Source organism: Paraburkholderia bannensis NBRC 103871, from assembly GCF_000685015.1.
In the GTDB taxonomy this organism is placed as follows: domain Bacteria; phylum Pseudomonadota; class Gammaproteobacteria; order Burkholderiales; family Burkholderiaceae; genus Paraburkholderia; species Paraburkholderia bannensis.
Window position 1 is genome coordinate 44,601 of sequence record NZ_BAYA01000014.1, and the last position, 23,530, is coordinate 68,130.

The following is a 23,530-nucleotide window of genomic DNA, read 5'->3' on the forward strand; positions in this document are numbered from 1 at the left end:
AATATCTCGCGCGTTTAAGTTAAAGATTGTTAGAGCTGAATCCGTCTTCAGGATCGAGCAGGCTTCACGGTTCGATGCGCGTGCCGAGCAGCGCGAGGAACTGGCGCAGCCATTCGGGATGTGCGGGCCAGGCCGGTGCGGTGACGAAGGGCGCGTCGGTCACGGCGCTGTCGATCGCGATGTCGGCATATTCGCCGCCCGCGAGCCGCACTTCGGGCGCGCAGGCCGGATAGGCCGAAATCCGCTTGCCGCGAATCACTTCGGCGGCGGCGAGCAACTGGGCCGCGTGGCAGATCGCTGCGATCGGCTTGTTCGCGCCCGCGAAGTATTGAACGATCTCGATGACTTTCGGATTCAGGCGCAGATATTCGGGCGCGCGGCCGCCGGCAATGGCGAGGGCGTCGTAGCTCTTTGGATCGATTTCGTCGAAGCTCGCGTTCAGCGCGAACTGGTGGCCGGGCTTTTCGGTATAGGTCTGATCGCCTTCGAAGTCGTGGATCGCGGTCTTGATGCGCTCGCCGGCCTTCTTGCCGGGACACACGGCGTCCACCTTGTGGCCCACGGCCTGGAGTGCCTGAAACGGCACCATCGTTTCATAGTCTTCGGCAAAGTCGCCCGTGAGGAAGAGGATCTTCTTGACTGCCATCGCTTGACTCCTGGTTGAGATGGTGGAACGGTTATTGCGCTTTTGGAGTCTACTCCAGCATGATCGACGATCTCGCGAACACGCCCACGGGCTTGACGACGGCTACGGATCGCGCCGCGCAGCACATCGTCTGGCGCGCATACGAGCCCGGCCGGGACGCACAGCCGCTTGCTGAGCTGTTTCGCTCGGCTGTTCTGACACTTGCCGCATCGCACTACGATGCGGCCCAGCGCGAGGCATGGGCCGCGGTGGCGGACGATCCGGCCGACTTCGATGCGCGCCTTGCGCGCGGGGTGACGCTGGTGGCGGTGGCGGGGAGCGAGTACGCAGCATTTGGTCAGCTCTTTCCCTGCGACCACGTGGAAATGCTTTATGTCGCGCCCGCCTGGAGCCGACGCGGCCTGGCGTCGGCGCTGATTGCGCGTCTTGAGGCGCTAGCGCGCGAGGCCCAGGCGCTCACGCTCGACACCGACGCGAGCGCGCTTGCGCGGCCCGTGTTCGAGCGCGCGGGGTTTTCTTTGGTGGCGCAGGAATCGGTGCGCCGCGGCAGCGTATCATTGCCGCGTTTTCATCTTTGCAAGCCGCTCAAGGCGGTGCTTTTTTCAGGATGACCATGTCATTGAAGTTATCGAAACGTTGGGCAAGTTGGGCAGGCGTGCCGGCGGTGGTGTGCGTGGCGCTTGCCGTCGCGGGCTGCGACAAGCAGAACGCGCCCGATCTCAGCAAACAGTCGGCGGACGCCGTGCAGCAGGCCGCGCAGAGCGCCGCGAGCCAGGCTGCCGCGCAGGCGGCGAAGACGCTCGACCAGGCGGCCAGTTTCGTGAACCAGCAGATCGGCGCGGCGCAGCAAAAGCTCGACGAAACGGCTTCGCAGACGCAGGCGCAGATCCAGCAGAAAAGCGATAGCGCGAGCGCGTCGATTACCGACAGCGCCAACGGCGCGAATGCCGCCAGTGACGAGCTGGCGTCGCAGGCGCGCGGCCAGTGGCGCGACGCGGCCAGCGCCGCGCATGCGCTGCTCGGCAATGCGGCTGCGGCGACGGGCACGGGCCTCTCGCTGGCCGGGCGCTCCTTGCAGCGCTGGGCCGCGAGCAGTTCCGCAGCGGCCAGCGCGGCGTCGGGTTCGAGCCAGTGAGCCGGATTGGGCGGGGCGCGGCTAGACTGGCCCGCTTGACGAAGAAAATTAATGTATCTATGATGGTTACACTTTATTGCGCCGTGCCAGTCGCGGCCGATGTGTCGTGAACACGAGCAGCCGTTTCGCCTTTGCCGTTCATGTGCTTGCGCTGCTCGCCTTGCAGGAGGGCGAGCCGCTGTCCTCGGACATCATCGCGGGCAGTGTGAACACGAATCCCGCGTTGATCCGGCGGCTGTTATCGATGCTCGCCAGCGCGGGCCTCACGTCGTCGCAACTGGGCGCGGGCGGCGGGGCGCTGCTGGCGCGCGAGCCGCAGGCGATCACGCTGCTGGACGTCTATCACGCGGTGGACGACGCGCAGCTGTTTGCCATGCATCGCGAGGAGCCGAATCCGGCCTGCATGGTGGGGCGGCACATCCAGGTGTCGCTGCGCGGCATCATCGACGATGCGCAGCGCGCGATGGAAGCGTCGCTGGCGGCGCGCACGCTGGAGCAGGTCGTCGACGAGATGCGGCGCAGCGAGCGCAAGCTCGAACGCGGTAAAAGCGCACGCGGCGCGGCAGCAGGCGCACGCTGAACACCCAACGGGGCAATGCCCCGTTTTTTGGACACTTAAATGTAACTATTGTGGTTACATAAATATCTCGACCAGGAGTCAGGAAATGAGCAAATCGCTGAAGATCGCCCTGTTTGGCGCAACCGGTATGGTGGGGGCGCGCATCGCCGCCGAAGCGGCACGTCGCGGCCATCAGGTGAGCGCACTCGTGCGCCAGCCTGAGCGCGTCGCGGCAGGCCCGAACGTGACGGCTGCGAAAGTCGACCTGCTCGACGCCGCGCAGGTCGCCGCGGCCGTGCGCGGGCACGACGTGGTCGCGAGCGCCTACGCGCCGCCGATGAGCCAGCTGGGCGACCTGCAGACCGCAAGCCGCGCGCTGGTCGACGGCACGCGCGCGGCGGGTCTCAAGCGCCTCGTCGTGGTGGGCGGAGCGGGCTCGCTCGAAGTCGCGCCGGGCAAGCAGCTCGTCGATACCGAAGGCTTTCCCGACGCGTACAAGCCGATCGCGCTCGCGCACCGCGACGCACTCGCTGACTACCGCACGGTCACGGATCTCGACTGGACGTTCTTTGCCCCCGCCGCGCTGATCGCCCCCGGCGAGCGCACCGGCGCGTTCCGTACCGGCGCGAACACGCTGATCGCCGACGCCAACGGCGACAGCCGCATTTCCGCCGAGGACTACGCCGTTGCCTTCGTCGATGAGCTGGAGCAGGGCCGCTTCATTCGCCAGATCGCGACCGTCGCGTATTGAGCGAAGAAGGAGCGAAGAAGCAGTAAAGGGGCAGCAAAGGGACGCCACGAACGCGCGTTGAAGCGAATGCCGGGTTGCCACAAGCACACTTGCATTCGCTTGCAATTTCTACCGACCGGTGCGCGACGTGCCGTGGGCGAGTGCGGCTACACTGGAACGTCCTGATTTCGCCCCTACGTCCATGAATCCATGTTCCGGACGGGACGGCGCGGGCGCTCAGGCGCCCGCTTTGCGTTCCGGCCCGCTTGCGCGCGCGGTAAGACTGATCGAGCGCCCGCTTCACCGCCTGCTCGTGCTGGGCATGTGGCTCGCGCTCGGCTGGGGCGCGTTCGTTTCTGCCTCGGCGCTGGCGGCGGGGCCGGCCGCGGCTCCCGTGCCGGTGCTGCCCGCACTGCAAAGCCTCATCACGGGCGCGCCCGCGACGGCGTCGGGCGCGTCCGCCGCCGATGCCGCCTCCGCACCATCGGCCGCGAGCCAGGCCGAATTCAACCGCTCGCTCGACAGCGTGATCTCCACGCTCGACAACGAACGTCAGCGCAACGCGCTCGTCTCCCAGCTCAAGAAGTTACGCAACGTCTCGCAGAACGCCGCGCCCGCACCGGCTTCCGGCGTCGCGGCGGTGACCTCGGGCCTGCTCGGCGCCATCGCTTCGGGACTCGCATCGGTCGAAAGCGACGCGCGCCACGGCAGCAGCCCGCTGCACTACTGGGGCGGCCGCTTTAGCGCGGCGGGCGTCGAGATCTACGCGCTCGCCTCGGGTGGAGAGGGCGAAAGCCCGGGACGCATCATCTTCGACATGGTCGCGATGCTGCTTGGCTGGGGCGCCTGCGCGGCCATCCTGCGCTGGCTCGAACGTCGCCTGCTCAGGCGCTTTTCGGTGGACACGGGCCTGCGGCCCAATCCCACCACCATCGAATTGCTCGTCTTCGTGCTGCATCGCGTCGCGCCGTGGATTGTCGCGTTCGTCGGCGCGCTGGTGGTCGAGCGCGCCATGCCGCAGGCGCTCGGGCGCACGCTCGGCGTCGTGATTGCGTATGCGATCGTGGCCGGCGCGGTGTTTTCGTCGATCTGCCTGATCATGTTTTCGCTGTTCGGCTCGGGACACCGGCGCATCGCGGTGCATGTGGTGATTCGCGATGCGCGCAAGCTGCTTTGGGCCATCGGCGTGTGCGCCGCGCTCGGCGATGCGGCCACCAACTACGAAGTCGCCCATCAGCTTGGCGTGAGTCTCGCAGCGCTGGTGTCGACCTTCGCGAACATGACGGCCGCCGTGCTCACGGCCGTGTTCGCGATTGGCTTCCGGCGCCCGGTCGCGCATCTGATCCGCAACCGCAGCTATCAACTTCGCCGCGACCACAAGGCGCTGACCGAAGTCTTCGACGTGCTCGCCTCGCTCTGGCAGTTGCCGATGCTGCTGCTCGCCGCGGCGTCGATCACCGCGACGCTCGGCGGCCTGAACAGCAACGAGAACGTCCTGCAGATTTCGGTCGTCACGGCGCTGTTGCTGGTGCTCGCGTTCTTTCTCTCGGCGGTGGTGCTGCGCATCACGCGGCCCGACCTCACGCGCGTGCGGCGGCGCTCGCCCTATCTGCGCCGGCTGCTGCGCTTCGCGGGTACGCTGCTCGTGCTGTTCATCTGGCTCGCGTATTTCGAGTCGTGCGCGCGGCTCTGGGACATTTCGCTCGCGCGCATCATCGAGGCCAGCGTGGCCGCACGCGGCATCGCTCACGCGATTTTCGCGATTCTGGCGACCGTGTTCCTGGCGTGGCTCGTGTGGATCGTGATCGATACGGCGATCCTCGAAGCGCTCAATCCGAGCGGCCCGCGCACCAAGGGCCGCGCGCCCAGCACGCGCGCGCGCACCATGCTGCCGCTCGTGCGCAACGCGCTGCTGGTGTCGATACTGACGATCGCGGGCATCATCACGGCGGCCAATCTCGGCATCAACGTGACGCCGCTGCTGGCGGGCGCGGGGGTGATTGGTCTTGCGATCGGCTTTGGCGCGCAGTCGCTCGTCACCGACCTGATCACGGGCCTCTTCATCATCATCGAAGAGACCATTTCAGTGGGCGACTGGATCGATCTCGACAACGGCCACGCGGGCACCGTCGAGCATCTGTCGATTCGCACCGTGCGCCTGCGCGACGGGCAAGGCGCGATTCATTCGATCCCGTTTTCGCAGATCAAGATTGTGAAGAACCTGTCGCGCGATTTTGCGTTCGCGGTGTTCGAAGTGCGCGTGCCGTTCGCCGTCGACCTGGACACGGTCACGCGCATGATCCGCGAAACGGGCGCCGAACTGGTCGCCGATTTCCGTTACCGGCGCGAGATACTGGGGCCCGTCGAAGTCTGGGGCCTCGATCGCTTCGATCCGAACTGGATGGTCGTGAAAGGGCAGATCAAGACGCGCCCGCTGCAGCAGTGGAGCGTCGCGCGCGCCTTCAACGCGCGCCTGAAACGGCATATGGACGAGGCGGGTATCGAAATGCCCATTCCGCAGATGCAGGTGCATATGTCTTCGCGCAGCGAAGACGAGCCGCAGCACGAAGCGCCGGGCGAAGAAGCGGCGGCGGGGCCGTCGCAGCCGGAAGACGCCGCGACGCGCGCCGTGGCGCGCGATGCGTCGCACGAGCCGCGTCCCGCACCGCCGCCGACCGGCAGCCCGGAAGGCGCGCCGCCGCAGATTCCCACGGCCGGGCGCAACTAGGCAGCGGGAGCGGTATGGCGTCAGGCGGCGTGCAGGGTGACGAGCGGCACGACGTCGTTGACGCCGCTGGCGATCTGCTCCGGCGGCACGCCGTAGACGTGCAGCGAGACGCACGGCTGGGCGGCGTCGCCGACCGCACGCGAGAGCCGATGAATGCCTGCACGCCCGCGTCCGCCGAAGGCCGTCGCACCGGCTGCACGCGCATGCGAGCGCAGCACCGACGCACCGTCGCGCACCGTGTCCCATCGGTAGAGGGTTTCGGTCAGCGTGCCTTCCAGCACCGCATAGCCGCACCACGTATGGTGCGCGTGGATCGGGCTCGCCTGGCCCGGCAGCCAGACCAGCGCGGCGACCGCATAGCGCCCCTGCGGGCAGGCCGCGATCAGGTGCCGCCGATAGCGCGTCGCACCGCTTTCGCGCTGCGCGGGCGTGACGAGCGCGGGCTCGGCCAGCGCCAGCGCGAGCGCCGAGCGTACGCCGCGCGCGAAGTGGGCACAGCGCGAGGGATCGTCGGGCGTGCTGCAGGCGTCGAAGGCCGCGTCGAGCGCGGCGCACAGACGCGCCACGGCGGCTTCGTGGTCGGCAGCGGCGGCCAGCAGCCGCGCGGGATCGGTAGGGGCGTTCATGGCGTTTCTCGTCGCGTTGGTCGATATAGAGAGTTATACCGGCGCGCACCCAGAAAGAGTTTCCATTCTTTTTTACGATTGCGGCGTAAGATAGAAGAAATTTCTATGTTACGGGGTAGCGAGGAATGGATATCATCGACAGAAAGCTCGTGGAGCTGCTGCAGCAGGACGCGACCATGCCCGTCGCGGAACTCGCGCAGCGCGTCAATCTCTCGCAGACGCCGTGCTGGAAACGCGTGCAGCGGCTCAAGGAAACCGGTGTGATCCGCGCGCAGGTGGCGCTGTGTGATCCGAAGAAGCTGGGCGTGGGCACGACGGTGTTCGTCAACGTGCGCACCAATCAGCACACCGAGGCATGGGCGCAGACGTTCACACGCGCCGTGCAGGATATTCCCGAGATCGTCGAGTGCTACCGGATGAGTGGCGAGACCGACTATCTGCTGCGCGTCGTGGTGTCCGACATCGACGACTTCGATCGGGTCTACAAGCAACTGATCCGCTCGGTGCCGCTATTCGACGTGAGTTCCAGTTTCGCGATGGAGCAGATCAAGTATTCGACGGCGATGCCGGTGCGGGGCACCTGAAGTACTGCGAAAAGGCCATGTCGTGATGCCCGCTATTCCACGAACCGCAAGCCGTCTGCAAGGCGTCGCGGCGTAGAATGCCCGATCTCTCTCCACTGCCGGGCAGGCCACGATCCATGAACGATACGCGCAAGAAGAACCCCACCTTTGGCGTTGGCGTGATGATCGTGGTGGTGGTGCTCATCGTGATCGGCACCGTGCTGTTCAATGCGCTGCGCAGCAAGCGCGAGTACGACGCAACGGTTGGCGCGCAGCAGGCTTCGAGCGCCGCCGCAAGCGCGCCGCAGGCGAGCGGCGCGTCGCAATAACGTTAGCTGGACAGCGCCGCGCGACGCCGCGCAGATTGCGCGGTCACTCTTGCGGCAGGTGGATCAGGCTCGCGTCCTTGCGAATCAGCCAGGACGCCGCAAGCATCTGCTTGCACTGGTGCGCGAGCAGCTTCAGGTCTTGCGCTAGTTCGCTCGCAGCACCCAGCGCGCGTTCCGTTTCCACCACCAGCGTGTCGAGATCGCGCGTCAGGCGTCGCGTCATCTCGATCTGGTCGTCGGGCACCGGCGTGCCCGCTTCGGCGGCGACGAGGTTATCGCGCACGCAGTTCAACGCCTGGTCGAGCGCATCGAGCTTCACATTGGGCGCGAGTTGATCGGCATTCACGGCGCTGCGCAGCAGCGGGGCGGACGCCGTGATCTGCGAGGCCAGCACGTGGCTGCGCACCAGCAGATCGTTGAGCTCGGGCACGAACTTCTGCGCCGACTTCGGTTCGAGCATCATGCGCTGGAACGCCTGGCCGAGGTTCGCGAACGCGACGTGCACGTTCTTGCGCGCAAGCCGATAGCGGAAGTCGCGCGCGAGCGAGGGCACGGCGGAGCCTGCTGAAGGCGATGGTGTCGATCCCGATGCACCGGTGGCGGCGTTCATTTGCGCATTGGCCTGCGCCGACACCTTCGCGCCCACGGCGGCGACCGGCCCAGGCCCCGGCGGCAAGCTCGTTGCGGCCGCACCTTCGAGCGCAAGCGCTTCCTGCTCCTGGGCCACCTGGCTCACCTGCGTCGCTTGAGCGGGCACGCGCGCCGCCGCTTCCGTGAGCATCGGCCCGGCGAAAGCAGGCTGTGCGCTGGCCGCGTTCATGTTCGCGCTCACGTTCATGCTCGCGCGGCCGCTCCACCAGCCGCTCGCCTCCAGGTAACTGCGCGTCGCGGCGATCATGTCCTGCACGAGCTTGCCCATCAGCCGGTATTCCCAGTAGGGGAACAGATGGCTCGCGCCAATCGCGATCATGCAGCCCACGACGGTATCGATCGCGCGCTCGCCGATGATGCGCATGCTGCCCGGCGCGAGCAGATGGAACATCAGCAGCACATACGCCGACGTGAACACCACGCTCGCCGTGTAGTTGAACAGCAGCAGGCTGTAGCTCATCACCATCGCCGCGAACATCGACACCAGCAGCACGAGCGGCTGCTTCACGAGCAGGATCAACGCGATGCTGGCCACGCAGCCGATCAGCGTGCCGACGATACGCTGCGCGTTGCGCTGGCGCGTGAGCGAGTAGCCGGGCTTCAGGATGATGATGGTCGTCATCACGATCCAGTAGGCGTTGGTGAGCGGCAGCAGCCGCCCGAGCCAGAAGCCCGCGGCCACGGCGATCGTCACGCGCAGCGCGTGACGAAAGCTCGGCGAGGCCATCGTGAGGTTCGAGAAAATCTGCAGCCACGAGACGCGCCGGTTGGTCACGAAGCGCGTGAGGGCTTCGTCGATGCGCAACTCGGTTTCGGTCGTCGGCACTTCGCTCGCGAGGCTGCGGCGCATGCGGTCGATCAGGCGCGTCGCGCTCCAGATCCGGCGAAACGACGCCGAGATCGCGGCGTAGGCTTCCGGATCTTTGGTCGGCAGGTCGCGGCGCTTGAGCATTTCGAGTTCGAACTCGATCGCGCGCAGCTCGGCTTTCACGTTGACGTTGGCGCGCGGCGCTTCGTTCTGCAAAACGGCGAGGCCGATGTCTTCGAGATCCGCTGCGGCCTTGCGGATCAGGTCGCGATAGAACACCAGCAGGTCTGAGCCGCCGAAGGTGTTGCGCACGAGCGGGTAATCGGTATGCGCGCCGACAAACAGTTCGTGCAGATCGACCGTGTTGATGAACAGGTTGAAGTGCATCGCGCGGCGCGCATCGATGCGCCCGCTACGCAGTTTGGGCAGGTTGCGCAGCACGATGTCGCGCGCCGCATCCTGGCGCTCGACCGCCGCAATCTGCTTGGCGACGAGGTTGCGGTAACACTCGTCGAGATCGTTGTCGAGATCGAAAAACTGCGCACGCGCGAGCAGATAGTCGGCGCAGGCGAACACGCTTTCGGCGAGCGCCTGCTGTTCGATGCGATCGAGCATCAGGCGGCTCACGAGCGTCGACCAGCCCGTGTACCACAGGCCGCCCAGCAGGATCCACGCGGCGTTCACCAGGGCCTGGTGCGGCGTGAAATGCTCTTCGAGCGTCATCACCATCATGAACAGCGTGGCGAAGCTGATCTGCGGCCAGCGGTTGCCGTAGACGACGATCAGCGACAGCACGAAGGTGAGTGGAACGACCGTGGCCCAGAGCGCGATGGGGCTGAACGTGGCGAGGCCCGTAGCGTACGCGGACAGAAAACCGATCACGCTGCACGCGAGCATCTCGTTGCGCTTGTATTTGAGCGGGCCGGGCATGTCGACCACGCAGGCGCCGAGCGCGCCCGTCGAGATGGTGAAGCCCAGATCGCTCTTGTCGAGCACGAACAGGCACAGGATGGCCGGAAGCGAGATGCCGACCGCGATGCGCAAGCCGCCGTAGAAGTACTGGCTATAAAGGAACTTCCTGATTTCTACGGAGTAGCGCATCGACTGCCATGGTGTTCGGATGCGGACGAAAGCGCCGCGGACTGTGGCGCTGAGTTTAAATGATTTCGGGCGCGATCCGTCCGTCTCTGTATTCGGGGTTTCCCGCGCGCGCCGTCAACCTGCGGCGCCCCCGGAAGCATCGGTCGAACCCAGCGTAGAACCGGCGGCATCGCCGAGCAGGCCGTGCGTGCCACGGATGCGGCGCATGCGCGTGCGATACCAGAAAGTCCACGCGAGCAGCGCGCCGAACATGCAGTAGCCCAGGATCGGCGACACCACGAGAAAGCGCTCGATGGGCCAGGTGGCGGCCAGATACGTGCGCAGCGACGCATCGCCAATTAGTCCGACGCCCCACACGAGGGTGAGCAGGCGCATGGCCGCGACGAAGCTGCGGTTCTCGGCCCAGAGCAGTTCCAGCCGGGCGACGCCTTCGCTCGTCTCGCGCGCAACCGTGGCGCGCGTGAGATAGAACACGATCGGCCGGCGCGCCAGCAAGGAAAGCAGAAAGGTCACGCCGATGGCGCCCGTCGAAAAGCTCTCGCGCATCAGCAGCGCGCGCGTGCCGCCGCCGAACGCCATGGCGACCAGTGACAGGACGATGCCGAGCAGGATGACCGCCGACAGTGCATCGACGCGCCTGAAGCGCACGAGTTCGACGATCGTCCACGCCAGCGGCGGAACCGCCGAGGCAATCAGGCCGCCGACTTCGCCCCCGTAAGGAACGGCTAGCCGGTACGCGACCCAGGGCAGCAGCAGATTGACCGCCAGTTCGGCGACGAATGCTGGACGCACTTTCATGGGATGCGCTCTCCATAAAAAGATGAACGAAGTATGGTTCAAGCGCCGCGCCTCGGCAAACGGGCCGCGAATGGATCGCAAACCGACCGCGAGCCGACCGCGATGAACCGGGGCGTGCGCTGGACACATGGTTCGTCGTGATGCATCCGGCGTGCCCGGAGAAGTGGCGGCTTGCCGGGGCGCATATCGCGGCATGGCGCTTCGTGCGACACTGCGAGGCTTCCAGGTCTGCCTCGATTCATCCTTCAGCCGCCATGTCCGACCGTCTGTCCATCCCGCCCAATGAAGTTGAACTCGTCGCCGTGCGCGCGCAGGGCGCGGGCGGCCAGAACGTCAACAAGGTGTCGAGCGCGATCCATTTGCGCTTCGATATCCGCGCTTCATCGCTGCCCGAGGTCATCAAGATGCGCCTGCTCGCGCTTGCCGACCGGCGCATCACACACGAAGGCGTCGTCATCATCAAGTCGCAGGAATACCGCACCCAGGAGCAGAACCGCACGGCCGCGCTCGCGCGCCTCGATGCGTTGATCGACAGCGTGAGCGTGACGCGCAAGGCGCGGGTGGCGACGCGGCCCACGCGCGCGTCGAAGATGCGGCGCCTGGACGGCAAGGCGCGTCGCAGCGAGGTCAAGACGGGGCGCCAGCGCGTGGCGGAGTGACAGGAGAGCATTGCTGCGGCGTTGCGCACGCGGGGCGCGCAAGCACGCGCCATTGCGGCGCTGAGCGGGTGATGCGGGTGTAATGCGGGGGTGTTGCTGGTGTGTTGCTAGCGTGACACGGGTGGGCGGCGCGCGACCGTCGCGATCGCGCGCCTGATTTTGGCGCGGGGTGCGTCTGAGTTGCGTCTTAGTGCGTGGTATCGGGCACGTCGAGGATCAGGATGATCGTCCAGTCGGCATCGCCTTCATGGTGATACTGGCGCTCGGCCACGATGAACGGCTGCTGCTTGCCTTCCGGCCCGAGGAACAGCACATCGCCTTCCATCGGGAGGCATTCGACCGGGGGCAGTGCGAGGAAAGCCTCGGTGCCCTTGCCGCGCGGCATCAGCTTTTCGATCTTGCGGGATGCCGCTTCGGTCCATTCGATGTCGAGCTGGATGTTGCTCATGGATGTTTCTCCGCGCATGTCGCGCACAAAAGTAGGGGAATTCGAGGTGCGCGACTTTAGCATAACCCGCGCGCGCGCCGCCCAGTGGGCGAGTTGGGCGCGCTGACGTCAAATCCGCGCCTGCTTCGTTCGACGCCCCATACGGCGGACATGAAAAAAGCCGAGACCGGAGACCGGTATCGGCTTTTCGAACGCTTTGCTCCTGCGCCCTTGCGGACGCACGGGCGTATTACTGATCCGACTTCGGCGGGGCCTTGTGATGCGGGTGGCCGCCTTTCTTGTGATGCTTCATCGGCGCTTCGGCCGGGGCCTGCTCCATCGCCTGCTGGCGCGCCTGGAGATCCTGCGCGCGCTGCTCGACGTCGGCGGCCTTGGCCGGATCGGTGCTCATCATGACGCCGTTGTCCGACTGTGCATAAGCGGCGCCCGTCAGAGCGGACAGCGAAATCAGGACTGCGAGGGACACTTTTTTCATCACTACCTCCGAAGGAGCGGTTTATGGACCCAGCTGGTGCCTGCCGAGCAGGATAAGGCACGTCATTCTAACGATCCTGATGTCGTTGCCGATGACGCGGCGTAAGGTTCGCGCGTGCGTTTTACAACTCCTTACATATCCTCAAGTACATCCTGGCACATCTGACCCGATCACGATTGGGACTTGTCCGCTGGCGTGTTTCAGCACCGGCTCGGGCCCGCCTGCGCGCGCCACCGGAGCGCTAGAACCAGCCGAGCAGCACGTAGACGTGAAATTGCGCAATCCCGATCAACTCGTGCAAGGCGGTTTCGGCGTTGCGCAGGTTGCCCGCACGCGGCCAGAACCCCAGTCGCACATGCCGTACCTCGGACACGGCAGGCACCGGATGCATGCCGAAGCGCTCGAAGTCCAGCATCGCGCGTGCCATGTGATAGGCCGAGGTTACGACGAAGATCGTATCCGCGCGTTGGGCGTGCACGATGGGCGCGACATTGCGCGCGTTCTGCCAGGTCGTGAGGCTGGTGTTTTCGAGCACGAGGTTCTCGCGAGCGATGCCTGCGCGCAACAGCCAGGGCGCGTAGGTATCGGCTTCGCTGGCGCGGTGATGCTGCGGATTGCCGCCGCTCGCGATCACCTTGCAGACGCCCCCCGCCGCAAGGCAGCGCGATTGCAGCGCCGCCGAGAGCCCAATGCGCGCGTAGACGTCGTGTTGCGGCACGAGTGCACCATCGGGCAGCACGTCGGTGCCGCCGCCCAGCATGACGATGGCGGTGCGCGCGCCGAACGATGCTGCGCCCGGCGCGGCGGGATCGTAGGGAGTCCGATAGGGCGCCGGCTGGGCCAGGTCGACCAGCGGTTTCGCGAGCCAGCCCGACGCGAGCAGCCAGAAAAAGATGACAGTCGTTACGGCGACGAACCGACGGCCATGGCGCCACAGCACGAACAGCGCAAAAAATAGCGCAAATATTCCGAATAGAATCAATTTGAATGAGGTAACGTATTGTTTTCGGGATGAAGCGTGTCTCGTGCGCGTGAGCGGCAACAACGGCCGCCGCGTCGATCATGCCGGAAGCTACGGCCTCGGGCGGCGCAGCGTTCAATGACGAGCGGCTGGCGTTGCGCGTGGTGCCTGACGCTTCCGCGGGGGCCCGAATAACCTGCAGTCCGTGCCACGGCGCAGGATAGCGGCAAGGCGCGAGGCGATCAGCTTCGCGGCGCTTGCCGCCATTGCGCCGCAGCAGGCTCAATGGCAGCAGGACTGCATTTTAAGAAAGAAGTGAGATGACCACGTATTCCAACGAAGCAGTACTCGAAGCCTTGCGGCGGGTGCAGTATCGGCAGGTCCCGTGGGCGCGTAGTCCCAGAGTATTTCAATATCTGCGTAACCTTGGCCTGATGGATACCGTCAGGCAGCGCACCGTCGCTCCCGCACCGGGCTTCCATGCTCCCGTCGATATCGCCGTGCTGACCGACCGCGGCCGCGCGGAATTCGCGCGTCTGGCACGAGACGAGCGCACCCTCCAGTGGACTGATCATCGTACGGCTGATTACGTGGCCGAAGCGCTCGAACAGCCGTCCGACGCCGCAGGCTCAACCGCTTTATAGCCAGCCAAAAAAAAGCCCGTATCGAAAGATACGGGCCTACCGGAATTACTGCTGCCACGCTGTGCTTAATGGCAATAGATAGACCGCATGTGCTTGCGGTGGTTCCCGTCATCGTCACGTCTTCGACATCTCGTCGACACTCATTGACAAGACAAGTGCGCAGTGGCGCGTTGTCGATCCGCTTTTGACCTCTTTCGATCTATTTGGCATTACTGCGCAAACGGGAAAGGCATGGCTCAATGGCGTGTACGCGGAGGTTCGGTGCGCGGCGGCGGACTGCGGCGCGCGTTGTCGACAATGTCGCCGCGCAGGTCGCCACGCGGCACGGGCTGAGCGGCGTTGTCGGCGGCGCGATTGCCGGTGGGCGGCCACGCATGTGCACCCGTTCGCGCAATAGGCCAGTGGGCCGAGCCGGATTGCGGGGGCTGGGCCGACGCGTCGTCGGAGAGCCACGATGCCACTTTGGCGGGCAGCGTGAGCGACGCGAGCAGGGCGAGGGCGGACAGCGAAACCATGATGCCCCGATTGTGCAGAGTCATGGATTTCATGGCGGCCTCCCGTCAGAGCGGGTTTTCGACGTAGGTGAACATGCTCCTAAGGTACGGGCGAGCGCGAAAGCATGCTGTAAATATTGGTAAATAGATGTTTCGCGCGCATCGATCGTGCGCTTGATCGTGCGCTTATCGACGCAACATCGACGCGAAGTCGGCGGGAAGTAGAGCGTGGGCACCAGAGTGCGTACCGTCACGCCGCGTTGTGGCGGCGAGACAACGCCTGACGAAAGGCGCAGGCGGCGAGCGCCGCACGAAATGCGAGAAAGTGTCAGCCGGGCGCAAGGCGCGCCCGGCGGAGAGAGCGTGAGGAGTCCATCCGGGCGCGTTGCCGCGCCCACCGGATTCAATCGGCTCGAATCCGGTTTAAAGCTGCTTCAAGCCATCTTGACGGGAGCGCGCCACGATTCCGGATTCGTCCAGAATGCGCCGCGCAGGCGGTCGCGGCTCGGCGGTGCGGGCGGCTTGGTGGCAGTCGCGCCAATGCGTCCGCGCAGCGAAATTTCGCGGCCGCTCGTGCCCAGGCGCTTCACGATTTCGGCGAGCGTGCCGTCAGCCTGCCATTCGTCGAAGCGGCGGCGGCAGGTGGGCGGCGAGGGGTAGCGGCCCGGCAGCTTCGACCAGCCTTCACCCGTCGACAGCACCCAAAGCACTGCGTTGACCACGGCACGCGCTTCGACGCGAGGCCGTCCGCGTCGCTCGCTCCGTGCGGGTTCCGCACAGAACAACGCCTCGACCAGGGCCCATTCGTTATCTCTCAAATCGTCGAACAGCATCATGTTTCACCTCAGCGAAGCTATCTCCGGTGCGCTGCCCCGCGCTGCGCACTCTTCATGTACTTCCGGCCGGTTGGCGGAGTACCAGGCGGAATCGGTTTTGGACGGGCCAGTCTCATCAAGCATCGGACCGTCCGCCGATCCTGTGTCTGCCTTAATGCGAGAAGCGTGCCAGCTCGCACACTTTCGTCTCGAAGCCGCGTGGCATCAAGCCCGCGCGGGTGCTTGCCAGGGGCGTATGAGACTCGAAAACGCATCGCCGGGAAATCGGGACAATCACCAATCTTGTGCAAACAGGCCCGCCAGGCGTGCGTTTTCGGTGTATTGCTGCACTGCGTCGAACAATTGCCGGGCGGATTCACGATGCTGTAACGATCCAGCAACCGTCTAAAATTGCATCAAACAAAGTGATTCATGAGGCAGGCAGATGAATGTGACGTTGCGGCAATTGCGGGTGTTCATCGAAGTCGCGCGGCTGCAGAGCTTTAGCCGCGCAGGGGACGAAATCGGCCTCACGCAGTCGGCGGTGAGCCGCTGCGTGCGCGAACTGGAGGCGGAAATGGGCGTGAAGCTCGTCGATCGCACCACACGCGACGTGCAACTGACCGACGTGGGCGCCAATCTGATCGCCACGATCCCGCGTTTGCTCGGCGACCTCGACGACGCATTGCGCGAGATCCGCGAAATCGGCGAGCAGCGGCGCGGCCGTGTGGTGGTGGCGGCCAGCCCGACGGTCGCCTGCCGGTTGATGCCTGAGGTGGTCGCGGCGTGCGGGCGGCAGTTCCCCTACGTCACGCTCGGCCTGCGCGACGACGTGCAGAGCGACGTGATCCGCAAGGTGCGCTCGGGTGAGGTCGATTTCGGCGTGGTGATCGGGCCCTTCACAGGGGCGGCGGCGGAAGATCTCGAGACCGAGTTGCTGGCGACGGATTCGTTCTGCGTGGTCGTGCGCGGCGATCACGTGCTGGCCGGTCACGACGAGGTGCCGTGGAAGGCGCTCGACGGCGAACGTCTGGTGATGCTCGATCATGCTTCGGGTAGCCGTCCGCTGATCGACGCCGTGATGCACGAGCAGGGCGTGAACGCGCGCGTCGTGCAGGAACTGGGGCATCCGGCGACGGTGTTCGGGCTCGTGGAGGCGGGTGTGGGCGTGAGCGTGCTGCCGTGGCTCGCGTTGCCGGTGCCCGCTGGATCGTCGCTGCTGGCGCGCTCGCTCGTGCCGCGCGCCGAGCGCACGGTCGAACTCGTGCGGCGGCGCGACCGCTCGCTGTCACCGGCCGCCGAGGCGGTCTGGACGCTGATCCGCGAACTGGGTGGCGAGCGTTAAGCGCAGGCACGGGGAATAAAGACATTGGCGCATGCGCGGCTACACTGGTGCACAGTTGCTGCTGTTTAACCCAACGCATAAGCCAACCGCCCAAGCCAACGGAACCCTCGATGCGCGATCTCGACCTGTCTTCGTCCGCCACCCCGTCGCTCAACACGGTGCTTTCATCGTCGACCGCGCCCGCCATGGCGCGCGATGCGGTACACGCACTGCGCGCGTCGCAGATCCGCGAAGTGGCCAATGCGGGCTTTGGCGTGCCCGACGTGCTGCCGTTCTGGTTCGGTGAATCCGATCGCGTGACGCCCGGTTTCATTCGCGACGCCGCCGCCCAGGCGCTCACGCGCGGCGACACGTTCTACACGCACAACCTCGGCATCGCGCCGCTGCGTGACGCGCTTTCGCGCTACGTGGGCGACCTGCACGGGGACACCAGCGCCGACCACATCGCCGTTACCAGCGCGGGCGTGAATGCGCTGATGCTGGCGGCGCAGCTCGTCACGGGCGCGGGAGATCGCGTGGTCGCCGTGACGCCGCTGTGGCCGAATCTCGTCGAAATCCCGAAGATCCTGGGCGCAAGCGTCGAAACGGTGGCGCTCGATTATGGTGCGCGCGGCTGGGCACTCGATCTCGAGCGCCTGCTTGCGGCGCTGAGGCCGGGCACGAAGATGCTCATGATCAACTCGCCGAACAACCCGACTGGCTGGGTGATGACGCGCGACGAGCAGCGCGCCGTTGTGGAGCATTGCCGCCGCCACGGCATCTGGATCGTCGCCGACGAGGTCTACGAGCGCCTTTATTACGGCAACGCCGGTGAGCGCACTGCGCCGTCATTCCTCGATATCGCCACGCGTGACGAGCGTCTGATCTGCGTCAATTCGTTTTCGAAGGCGTGGCTCATGACGGGCTGGCGGCTCGGCTGGATGGTCGCGCCGCGCGCGCTCATGGACGATCTCGGCAAGCTGGTCGAATACAACACGTCGTGCGCGCCGTCCTTCGTCCAGCAGGCCGGGATCGTCGCGCTGGAGCAGGGCGAGGCGTCCACGCAAGAGCTCGTTACCGATCTGCGCGTGTCGCGCGATCACCTCGCGGCGGCGCTCGCGCGCTTGCCGGGCGTCGACGTGAAAACGCCGCATGGCGCCATGTACCTGTTTTTCCGCCTCACGGGGGCGCAGAAGAGCCTCGAACTGTGCAAGGCGCTGGTGCGCGAGGCGGGGCTTGGACTCGCACCGGGCAGCGCATTCGGCCCCGAAGGCGAGGGTTTCGTGCGCTGGTGTTACGCATGCGATCCGGCGCGGCTCGATGCGGGCGTCGAGCGGCTCGCGCGGTATCTCGAGCAGCACGGCGCGGCCTGAAACTCGGGGCGAGGGAACATCGGCATGCGGGCCGCATCGATCAATACGGTATTGACGTTAGCGGGCTAAAACCCGCGTCGCCGCGACTTTACGCCCCCGTCGTTTTTGCGTAAGATGACGCTCAGTCACGCGATTCCCTGCGGGAATTTCGCTGCTCCGTCCGGCTGGGTCTGGCACTTTGTAGCTCTCCAAGTGTGCAAGGTGTTGTTTAGCGGCCCCCCGGTGCGTGCTCCCATCAATATGACCGATCAGAATTCGGGCGAGCGCGTCTCCAGTTCCATATCGTCTTTCGTCTGTCTGATCCGGTTCCCTGAACCTGATTTACCTTACTTAGGGTCTGACCTGGCTGCATGAATACCCAAGAGGCGAAGATCGTCCTCGAGACTGCATTGATCTGCACGCAGGAGCCGCTGAAGATCGGCGAGCTGCGCAAGCTGTTTGCCGACGACATCTCGGCCGACACCGTTCGTAACCTGCTCGAAGACCTGCGGCAAGAATGGTCTGGACGCGGCGTGGAACTGGTGGGCCTCGCGTCCGGCTGGCGCTTCCAGAGCAAGCCGGCCATGCGCACGTACCTCGACCGCCTGCATCCCGAAAAGCCGCCGCGCTATTCGCGCGCAGTGCTCGAAACACTCGCGATCATCGCGTACCGGCAGCCGGTCACGCGCGGCGATATCGAGGAAATCCGCGGGGTGACGGTCAATACGCAGGTCGTCAAGCAGCTTGAGGATCGCAACTGGATCGAAGTCATCGGTCATCGGGATGTGCCGGGACGCCCGGCGCTGTACGCCACGACGCGCCAGTTTCTCGACGATCTCGGTTTGAGGTCGCTCGACGAACTGCCGCCGCTCGACGATCCGTCGAACCAGCTGGGCGAGCAGTTGCTGGCCCAGCATGCGATCGAATTCCCGGAAAGCGAAGTCGCGCAACTGATCGCCGAAGCCGCAGCGGAGCATGGCGAAGATTCGCTCGCAACGGGCACGGCCGAAGCAACGACGGACGTTGCGGTTGATGCTGCGGATCTGGACGCGGGGCGCGAAGCGCAAGAGGCGACGGGTGAAGCGGCTGTCGAGCCGGCAGTTCAAGCGGCAGCTGAGCCGGCAGTCGAAGCGGCTGGTCACACGGCGCCGCAACTGGCCGCCGTGCAGGCGCATCTCGACGAATCCGCGTTCGCGCAGGACGAGCCGGGCGCACACGACGCGCAGGATCTCGACGCCGCGCTGGCCGATGCCAGCGCGACGCAGCCCGCTGGCCATGCTGCCGGCGAGCCCGCAGAAGAACACGAAGACCGCCGCGACGCGGCGCAGGACGACCCCGTCTCGACGACGGACGACGACGCCGCCCGACGCGGCATCTGAAGCAACAAACACACTGACGCGCCCCTCCCATCGGGCGCGCAACCTGACATTTCGAGGTTGTTTTGACTGATATCCACGACACCGATTCGACCGACGCGTCCGAATCCGCGCGTCGCGCGTCCTCCACGCGCGATGACGACACGCGCGCTGCCCGCGATGGCGGCGAGGTCGCTGGCCCGCAGGCAGGCGAGCACGCCGCCGAGGGCGAAGACCGTCCGCGCCGCGGCCTGCGCCGCGGTCCGCGCAGCCTGATCGCGCGTCGCCGCGCGGGCGCGAAAGGCAAGACCGAAGGCGTTGCCGCAGACGGTGCGCAAGAAGCACCCGCTGGCATCGAAACGCCGCCGGACGGCGTGGTCGTTGCGCAAAAGCGCGCGCCGCGCAAGGACAAGGATGCACCTGCGAAGCCGGGGCGTCGCGCTCCCGCCGCGAAGAGCGCGGAAGGCGCGAACGCCGCCGCACCGGCAGGCAAGCCCGCAAAAGGCCGTGGCGGCAAGGGCCGCGCAGAAGCGCCGGCAGCCGCAGCAGCAGCGGAAGGCACCCAGGACGATCTGTTCCTCTACGTGACGTCGCCGGCATTCGACGCCGACAACGGCACGGGTGCGGGCGTGCGTGCGCCGATGCTGCGCCGAGGCGGCCGCGCCCAGCAGCCCAAGCGCGTGCTGAGCCCGGACGACGACGCACCGAAGCTGCACAAGGTGCTGGCGGACGCGGGCATGGGCTCGCGCCGCGACATGGAAGAGCTGATCATCGCCGGGCGCGTCTCGGTGAACGGCGAACCCGCGCACATCGGCCAGCGCATTCTGCCGACCGACCAGGTTCGCATCAACGGCAAGCCGATCAAGCGCAAGCTGGCCAACAAGCCGCCGCGCGTGCTGATCTATCACAAGCCGACCGGCGAAATCGTCAGCCACGCCGACCCGGAAGGCCGCGCCTCGGTGTTCGACCGCCTGCCGCCGATGAAAACGGCGAAGTGGCTGGCTGTCGGCCGTCTGGACTTCAACACCGAAGGCCTGCTGATGCTCACGACCTCGGGCGACCTCGCCAACCGTTTCATGCACCCGCGCTACAGCGTGGAGCGTGAATACGCGGTGCGCGTGGTGGGCGAGCTGAGCGAAGGCATGCGCCAGAAGCTGCTCAAGGGCGTCGAGCTCGAAGACGGCCCGGCGAGCTTCCTGCGCATCCGCGATGGCGGCGGCGAAGGCACGAATCACTGGTATCACGTCGCGCTGGCCGAAGGCCGCAACCGTGAAGTGCGCCGGATGTTCGAGGCAGCGGGCCTGATGGTGAGCCGCCTGATCCGTACGCGTCACGGCCCGATTGCGCTGCCCAAGGGCCTCAAGCGCGGCCGCTGGGAAGAGCTCGAGGACAACGAAGTGCGCGCGCTGATGGCCGCAGTGGGCCTGAAGGCGCCGAGCGAAGAGAAGGGCGGCCGTGGCGGCAAGGAGCAGGAGCGTCGCCAGCCGGATCCGATGCAGACGTCGATGGGCTTCATCAACCGTGAGCCGGTGCTGAGTTCGCACGGCGCGATGGGCCAGCCGCGTCAGCAGCGTGGCGGCGGCGCCGGTCGTCGTGGCGCGCAGGCTGGCGGCTTCGGCGCGGGTGGCGGCTTCGGTGGCGGCATGGGCGGCAACGCCGGCGGTGGCCGTGGCGAGCGCGGCAATCGCGCCAACGGCGGCGGCAATGGCCGTGGCGCGCGTGGCGACGTCGACGGCAACCGCGCACCCACCGGCGGCAAGCGTGCCGGTGGTAACGCAGGCGGTAACGCGGGCGGCAACCGCCGTGGCGCGGGCAATAACGCGGGCGGCAACGCCAACGGCAACCGCGCAGCCAGCGGCGGCAATCGTACGGGTCAGCGCGGTGCGCCGCGCAACCGTACCCGCGGCCACTAAGCCACGGATTCAGCGAGCGCGCCTGACGCAAGGCGCCAGCGCGGCGCTCGCTGAGACAAACCCGCAACTGCACGCAATTGCCCCGATTCGGTCTTGAAAACGCTTTCAGGGCGGCCTTATCAGGCTTTAGGCACTGTGGCGCGAACGCCTCGCGGTTTGCCTTAAAAGCGAAAAAAGGCTACAATCTCGAAGTCGCTGGGCGTGCGGCTTTTATTTGCGTCCCAGGTGCGACCACCTGGCTAAGTGAGAAGATGGGCGTTTCGCCCATTTTTTTTTGGTTCGGCCGATTGTGCAGGTTGTCTTTCATGGCATCGGGCTCAATCGCGCAGCGCAACCAGCCATCACTTCACGTCAGGTTCGGCTCGCCCATCTGGGTTGAAGTGCAAGAGCGCGCGCTCACCTGGCGCGCGGCCCGCGAATCCCGAATCACAGGAAGTTGCCGGCTCGCTGCGCGAACATCTGGAGTGGGCATTGTGCAACTGACGGAACTGATTGAAACCACGGTCACCGGGCTCGGTTACGAGCTGGTCGACCTCGAGCGCACCGGGCGCGGCATGCTGGCCATCTACATCGATCAGCCTGCGGGTATCGCGATCGAGGACTGCGAGAAGGTCACGCGTCAGCTGCAACACGTTCTGTTTGTCGAGAACATCGACTACGAACGTCTTGAGGTCTCGTCGCCCGGCCTCGACCGTCCGCTGAGGAAACTGGCGGACTTCGAACGCTTCGCGGGCTGCGAAGCGGTCATCACGTTGAAAAAGCCATTGGACGGACGGAAATCGTACCGCGGCATCGTGCATGCCCCGGAAGGCGAAACCATCGGTCTGGAATTCGAAGGGAAGGCGGGGCCTGCGATGCTCGATTTCACGCTCGCGGACATCGATAAAGCCCGTCTGATCCCCAAAGTTGACTTTAGGAGCCGCAAACAATGAGTCGCGAAGTGTTGATGCTGGTGGATGCGCTGGCACGCGAGAAAAATGTCGACAAGGACGTGGTGTTTGCCGCCCTTGAAGCGGCGCTTGCGTCGGCCTCCAAGAAACTCTTCGACGAGGATGCGGACATCCGTGTGCATATCGACCGTGAAAGCGGCGAGCACGAAACGTTTCGTCGCTGGCGCGTCGTGCCGGACGAGGCAGGTCTGCAGGAGCCGGATCAGGAGATTCTCCTGTTCGAAGCTCGCGAGCAGAACGCCGACGCGCAAATCGACGAGTTCATCGAGCAGCCGGTGCCGTCGGTCGAGTTCGGCCGTATCGGCGCGCAGGCTGCCAAGCAGGTCATTCTGCAGAAGGTTCGTGACGCTGAGCGCGAACAGATCCTGAACGACTTCCTTGAGCGCGGCGAAAGCATCATGACCGGCACGGTCAAGCGCATGGACAAGGGCAATTTCATCGTTGAATCGGGCCGTGTCGAAGCGCTGCTGCGCCGCGACCAGCTGATTCCGAAGGAAAACCTGCGCGTGGGCGACCGCGTGCGCGCCTGGATCGGCAAGGTCGACCGCACTGCGCGCGGCCCGCAGATCGAACTCTCGCGCACGGCGCCCGAGTTCCTGATGAAGCTGTTCGAGATGGAAGTGCCGGAAATCGAGCAAGGCCTTCTCGAGATCAAGGCGGCAGCGCGTGATCCGGGCGTTCGCGCCAAGATCGGCGTGGTGGCCTACGACAAGCGTATCGATCCGATCGGCACCTGTGTCGGCATTCGCGGCTCGCGCGTGCAGGCTGTGCGTAACGAGCTCGGTGGCGAAAACGTCGACATCGTGCTATGGTCGGAAGATCCCGCCCAGTTCGTGATCGGCGCGCTCGCGCCGGCTGCCGTGCAGTCGATCGTCGTCGACGAAGAAAAGCACTCGATGGATGTTGTCGTCGACGAAAGCGAACTCGCAGTCGCCATTGGCCGCAGCGGCCAGAACGTGCGTCTTGCCGGCGAGCTGACCGGCTGGCAAATCAACATCATGACGCCGGACGAATCTGCGCAGAAGCAGAACCAGGAGCGCACGGTGCTGCGCGACCTGTTCATGGCGCGTCTCGACGTCGATGAGGAAGTCGCCGACATCCTGATCGACGAAGGCTTCACGAGCCTCGAAGAGATCGCCTACGTGCCCCTCAACGAAATGCTGGAAATCGAAGCGTTCGACGAGGACACCGTGCACGAACTGCGCAACCGCGCGCGCGACGCCCTGCTCACGCAGGCCATCGCGAACGAGGAAAAGGTGGAAAGCGCCGCGCTGGACCTCAAGAGTCTGGACGGCATCGACCCGGAGCTGCTCGCGAAGCTGGCGCAGCACGAAGTTCACACCCGCGACGAGCTCGCCGAGCTGGCCGTGGACGAACTGACCGAAATGACGGGAATGGAAGAGGACGCCGCCAAGGCGTTGATCATGAAGGCACGTGAGCACTGGTTCGAATGATCTGCGGGGGAG

At 65.7% G+C, this 23,530-nt stretch carries 23 protein-coding genes and 1 pseudogene; 15 read left to right on the forward strand and 9 right to left on the reverse strand.

Going from position 1 to position 23,530, the window contains the following annotated elements:
• Window positions 1-64: 64 nt before the first annotated feature.
• Window positions 65-646: a DJ-1/PfpI family protein gene (locus BBA01S_RS21305; RefSeq protein ID WP_027818225.1), complete on the reverse strand. Its 582-nt coding sequence runs from the start codon at window positions 644-646 to the stop codon at window positions 65-67.
• 59 nt (window positions 647-705) lie between these two features.
• On the opposite strand from BBA01S_RS21305, the gene BBA01S_RS21310 reads away from it, so the two are divergent.
• From BBA01S_RS21310 to BBA01S_RS42090, 5 genes are all read left to right on the forward strand, one after another.
• A complete protein-coding gene (locus BBA01S_RS21310; RefSeq protein WP_084162427.1) occupies window positions 706-1,257 on the forward strand; it encodes a GNAT family N-acetyltransferase in 552 nt (183 codons plus the stop codon).
• A 2-nt stretch (window positions 1,258-1,259) separates the two neighbouring features.
• A complete protein-coding gene (locus BBA01S_RS42085; protein ID WP_042297645.1) occupies window positions 1,260-1,781 on the forward strand; it encodes a hypothetical protein in 522 nt (173 codons plus the stop codon).
• 106 nt (window positions 1,782-1,887) lie between these two features.
• Window positions 1,888-2,361, forward strand: a complete 474-nt coding sequence (locus BBA01S_RS21320; RefSeq protein WP_027818227.1) for an Rrf2 family transcriptional regulator — start codon at window positions 1,888-1,890, stop codon at window positions 2,359-2,361.
• Between the two features lie 85 nt (window positions 2,362-2,446).
• Window positions 2,447-3,091: an NAD(P)-dependent oxidoreductase gene (locus BBA01S_RS21325; RefSeq protein ID WP_027818228.1), complete on the forward strand. Its 645-nt coding sequence runs from the start codon at window positions 2,447-2,449 to the stop codon at window positions 3,089-3,091.
• Between the two features lie 181 nt (window positions 3,092-3,272).
• A complete protein-coding gene (locus tag BBA01S_RS42090; RefSeq protein WP_084162429.1) occupies window positions 3,273-5,798 on the forward strand; it encodes a mechanosensitive ion channel family protein in 2,526 nt (841 codons plus the stop codon).
• 20 nt (window positions 5,799-5,818) lie between these two features.
• Here the strand turns inward: BBA01S_RS42090 and BBA01S_RS21335 are convergent, their stop codons facing one another.
• Window positions 5,819-6,424 (reverse strand): cysteine dioxygenase family protein, encoded by a 606-nt coding sequence (locus BBA01S_RS21335; RefSeq protein WP_042297646.1) that lies wholly within the window; start codon window positions 6,422-6,424, stop codon window positions 5,819-5,821.
• 125 nt (window positions 6,425-6,549) lie between these two features.
• Here BBA01S_RS21335 and BBA01S_RS21340 point away from each other — a divergent pair, with 125 nt between their 5' ends.
• Together BBA01S_RS21340 and BBA01S_RS21345 are read left to right on the forward strand one after the other, a co-directional pair.
• Complete coding sequence (locus BBA01S_RS21340; protein ID WP_027818230.1) at window positions 6,550-7,008, forward strand: Lrp/AsnC family transcriptional regulator; 459 nt, start codon at window positions 6,550-6,552, stop codon at window positions 7,006-7,008.
• Window positions 7,009-7,124: 116 nt separating this feature from the next.
• Window positions 7,125-7,316, forward strand: coding sequence for a hypothetical protein (locus BBA01S_RS21345; RefSeq protein ID WP_027818231.1), 192 nt, complete (start codon window positions 7,125-7,127; stop codon window positions 7,314-7,316).
• 43 nt (window positions 7,317-7,359) lie between these two features.
• Here the strand turns inward: BBA01S_RS21345 and BBA01S_RS21350 are convergent, their stop codons facing one another.
• Together BBA01S_RS21350 and BBA01S_RS42095 are read right to left on the reverse strand one after the other, a co-directional pair.
• The gene (locus BBA01S_RS21350) at window positions 7,360-9,876 is read right to left on the reverse strand and encodes an FUSC family protein (RefSeq protein ID WP_027818232.1); all 2,517 of its coding nucleotides are present in this window, start codon (window positions 9,874-9,876) and stop codon (window positions 7,360-7,362) included.
• Window positions 9,877-9,990: 114 nt separating this feature from the next.
• On the reverse strand, window positions 9,991-10,674 hold the full coding sequence (locus BBA01S_RS42095; protein WP_063750560.1) for a VC0807 family protein: 684 nt from the start codon (window positions 10,672-10,674) through the stop codon (window positions 9,991-9,993).
• 254 nt (window positions 10,675-10,928) lie between these two features.
• Here BBA01S_RS42095 and arfB point away from each other — a divergent pair, with 254 nt between their 5' ends.
• On the forward strand, window positions 10,929-11,333 hold the full coding sequence (gene arfB / locus BBA01S_RS21360; protein ID WP_027818233.1) for an alternative ribosome rescue aminoacyl-tRNA hydrolase ArfB: 405 nt from the start codon (window positions 10,929-10,931) through the stop codon (window positions 11,331-11,333).
• Window positions 11,334-11,520: 187 nt separating this feature from the next.
• On the opposite strand, the gene BBA01S_RS21365 is transcribed toward arfB, so the two are convergent.
• From BBA01S_RS21365 to BBA01S_RS21375, 3 genes are all read right to left on the reverse strand, one after another.
• The gene (locus tag BBA01S_RS21365) at window positions 11,521-11,781 is read right to left on the reverse strand and encodes a hypothetical protein (RefSeq protein ID WP_027818234.1); all 261 of its coding nucleotides are present in this window, start codon (window positions 11,779-11,781) and stop codon (window positions 11,521-11,523) included.
• Window positions 11,782-12,010: 229 nt separating this feature from the next.
• Window positions 12,011-12,256: a hypothetical protein gene (locus tag BBA01S_RS21370; RefSeq protein WP_027818235.1), complete on the reverse strand. Its 246-nt coding sequence runs from the start codon at window positions 12,254-12,256 to the stop codon at window positions 12,011-12,013.
• Between the two features lie 241 nt (window positions 12,257-12,497).
• Window positions 12,498-13,238, reverse strand: coding sequence for a YdcF family protein (locus tag BBA01S_RS21375; RefSeq protein ID WP_174479175.1), 741 nt, complete (start codon window positions 13,236-13,238; stop codon window positions 12,498-12,500).
• Between the two features lie 299 nt (window positions 13,239-13,537).
• Here BBA01S_RS21375 and BBA01S_RS21380 point away from each other — a divergent pair, with 299 nt between their 5' ends.
• Entirely contained in the window at window positions 13,538-13,861 is a 324-nt protein-coding gene (locus tag BBA01S_RS21380) for a hypothetical protein (RefSeq protein ID WP_027818237.1), read from the forward strand.
• Between the two features lie 236 nt (window positions 13,862-14,097).
• On the opposite strand, the gene BBA01S_RS21385 is transcribed toward BBA01S_RS21380, so the two are convergent.
• Window positions 14,098-14,409, reverse strand: a complete 312-nt coding sequence (locus BBA01S_RS21385) for a hypothetical protein (protein WP_027818238.1) — start codon at window positions 14,407-14,409, stop codon at window positions 14,098-14,100.
• A gap of 383 nt (window positions 14,410-14,792) precedes the next feature.
• Window positions 14,793-15,188: pseudogene (locus BBA01S_RS21390) on the reverse strand (transposase); the annotation flags it as partial.
• Between the two features lie 427 nt (window positions 15,189-15,615).
• On the opposite strand from BBA01S_RS21390, the gene BBA01S_RS21395 reads away from it, so the two are divergent.
• The 6 genes from BBA01S_RS21395 (at window position 15,616) to nusA (ending at window position 23,518) form a co-directional block, all read left to right on the forward strand.
• Window positions 15,616-16,515, forward strand: a complete 900-nt coding sequence (locus BBA01S_RS21395) for a LysR family transcriptional regulator (RefSeq protein ID WP_027818240.1) — start codon at window positions 15,616-15,618, stop codon at window positions 16,513-16,515.
• A 110-nt stretch (window positions 16,516-16,625) separates the two neighbouring features.
• Window positions 16,626-17,867 carry a pyridoxal phosphate-dependent aminotransferase gene (locus BBA01S_RS21400; protein ID WP_027818241.1) on the forward strand — a complete coding sequence of 414 codons (1,242 nt, stop codon included), beginning with the start codon at window positions 16,626-16,628 and terminating at the stop codon, window positions 17,865-17,867.
• Between the two features lie 350 nt (window positions 17,868-18,217).
• Complete coding sequence (gene scpB / locus BBA01S_RS21405) at window positions 18,218-19,225, forward strand: SMC-Scp complex subunit ScpB (RefSeq protein ID WP_027818242.1); 1,008 nt, start codon at window positions 18,218-18,220, stop codon at window positions 19,223-19,225.
• A 62-nt stretch (window positions 19,226-19,287) separates the two neighbouring features.
• Window positions 19,288-21,114, forward strand: a complete 1,827-nt coding sequence (gene rluB / locus BBA01S_RS21410) for a 23S rRNA pseudouridine(2605) synthase RluB (protein WP_027818243.1) — start codon at window positions 19,288-19,290, stop codon at window positions 21,112-21,114.
• A gap of 473 nt (window positions 21,115-21,587) precedes the next feature.
• Window positions 21,588-22,046 (forward strand): ribosome maturation factor RimP, encoded by a 459-nt coding sequence (gene rimP / locus BBA01S_RS21415; protein ID WP_027818244.1) that lies wholly within the window; start codon window positions 21,588-21,590, stop codon window positions 22,044-22,046.
• Entirely contained in the window at window positions 22,043-23,518 is a 1,476-nt protein-coding gene (nusA, locus tag BBA01S_RS21420; protein ID WP_027818245.1) for a transcription termination factor NusA, read from the forward strand. Before rimP ends, nusA begins: the two co-directional genes overlap by 4 nt.
• Window positions 23,519-23,530 lie beyond the last annotated feature (12 nt).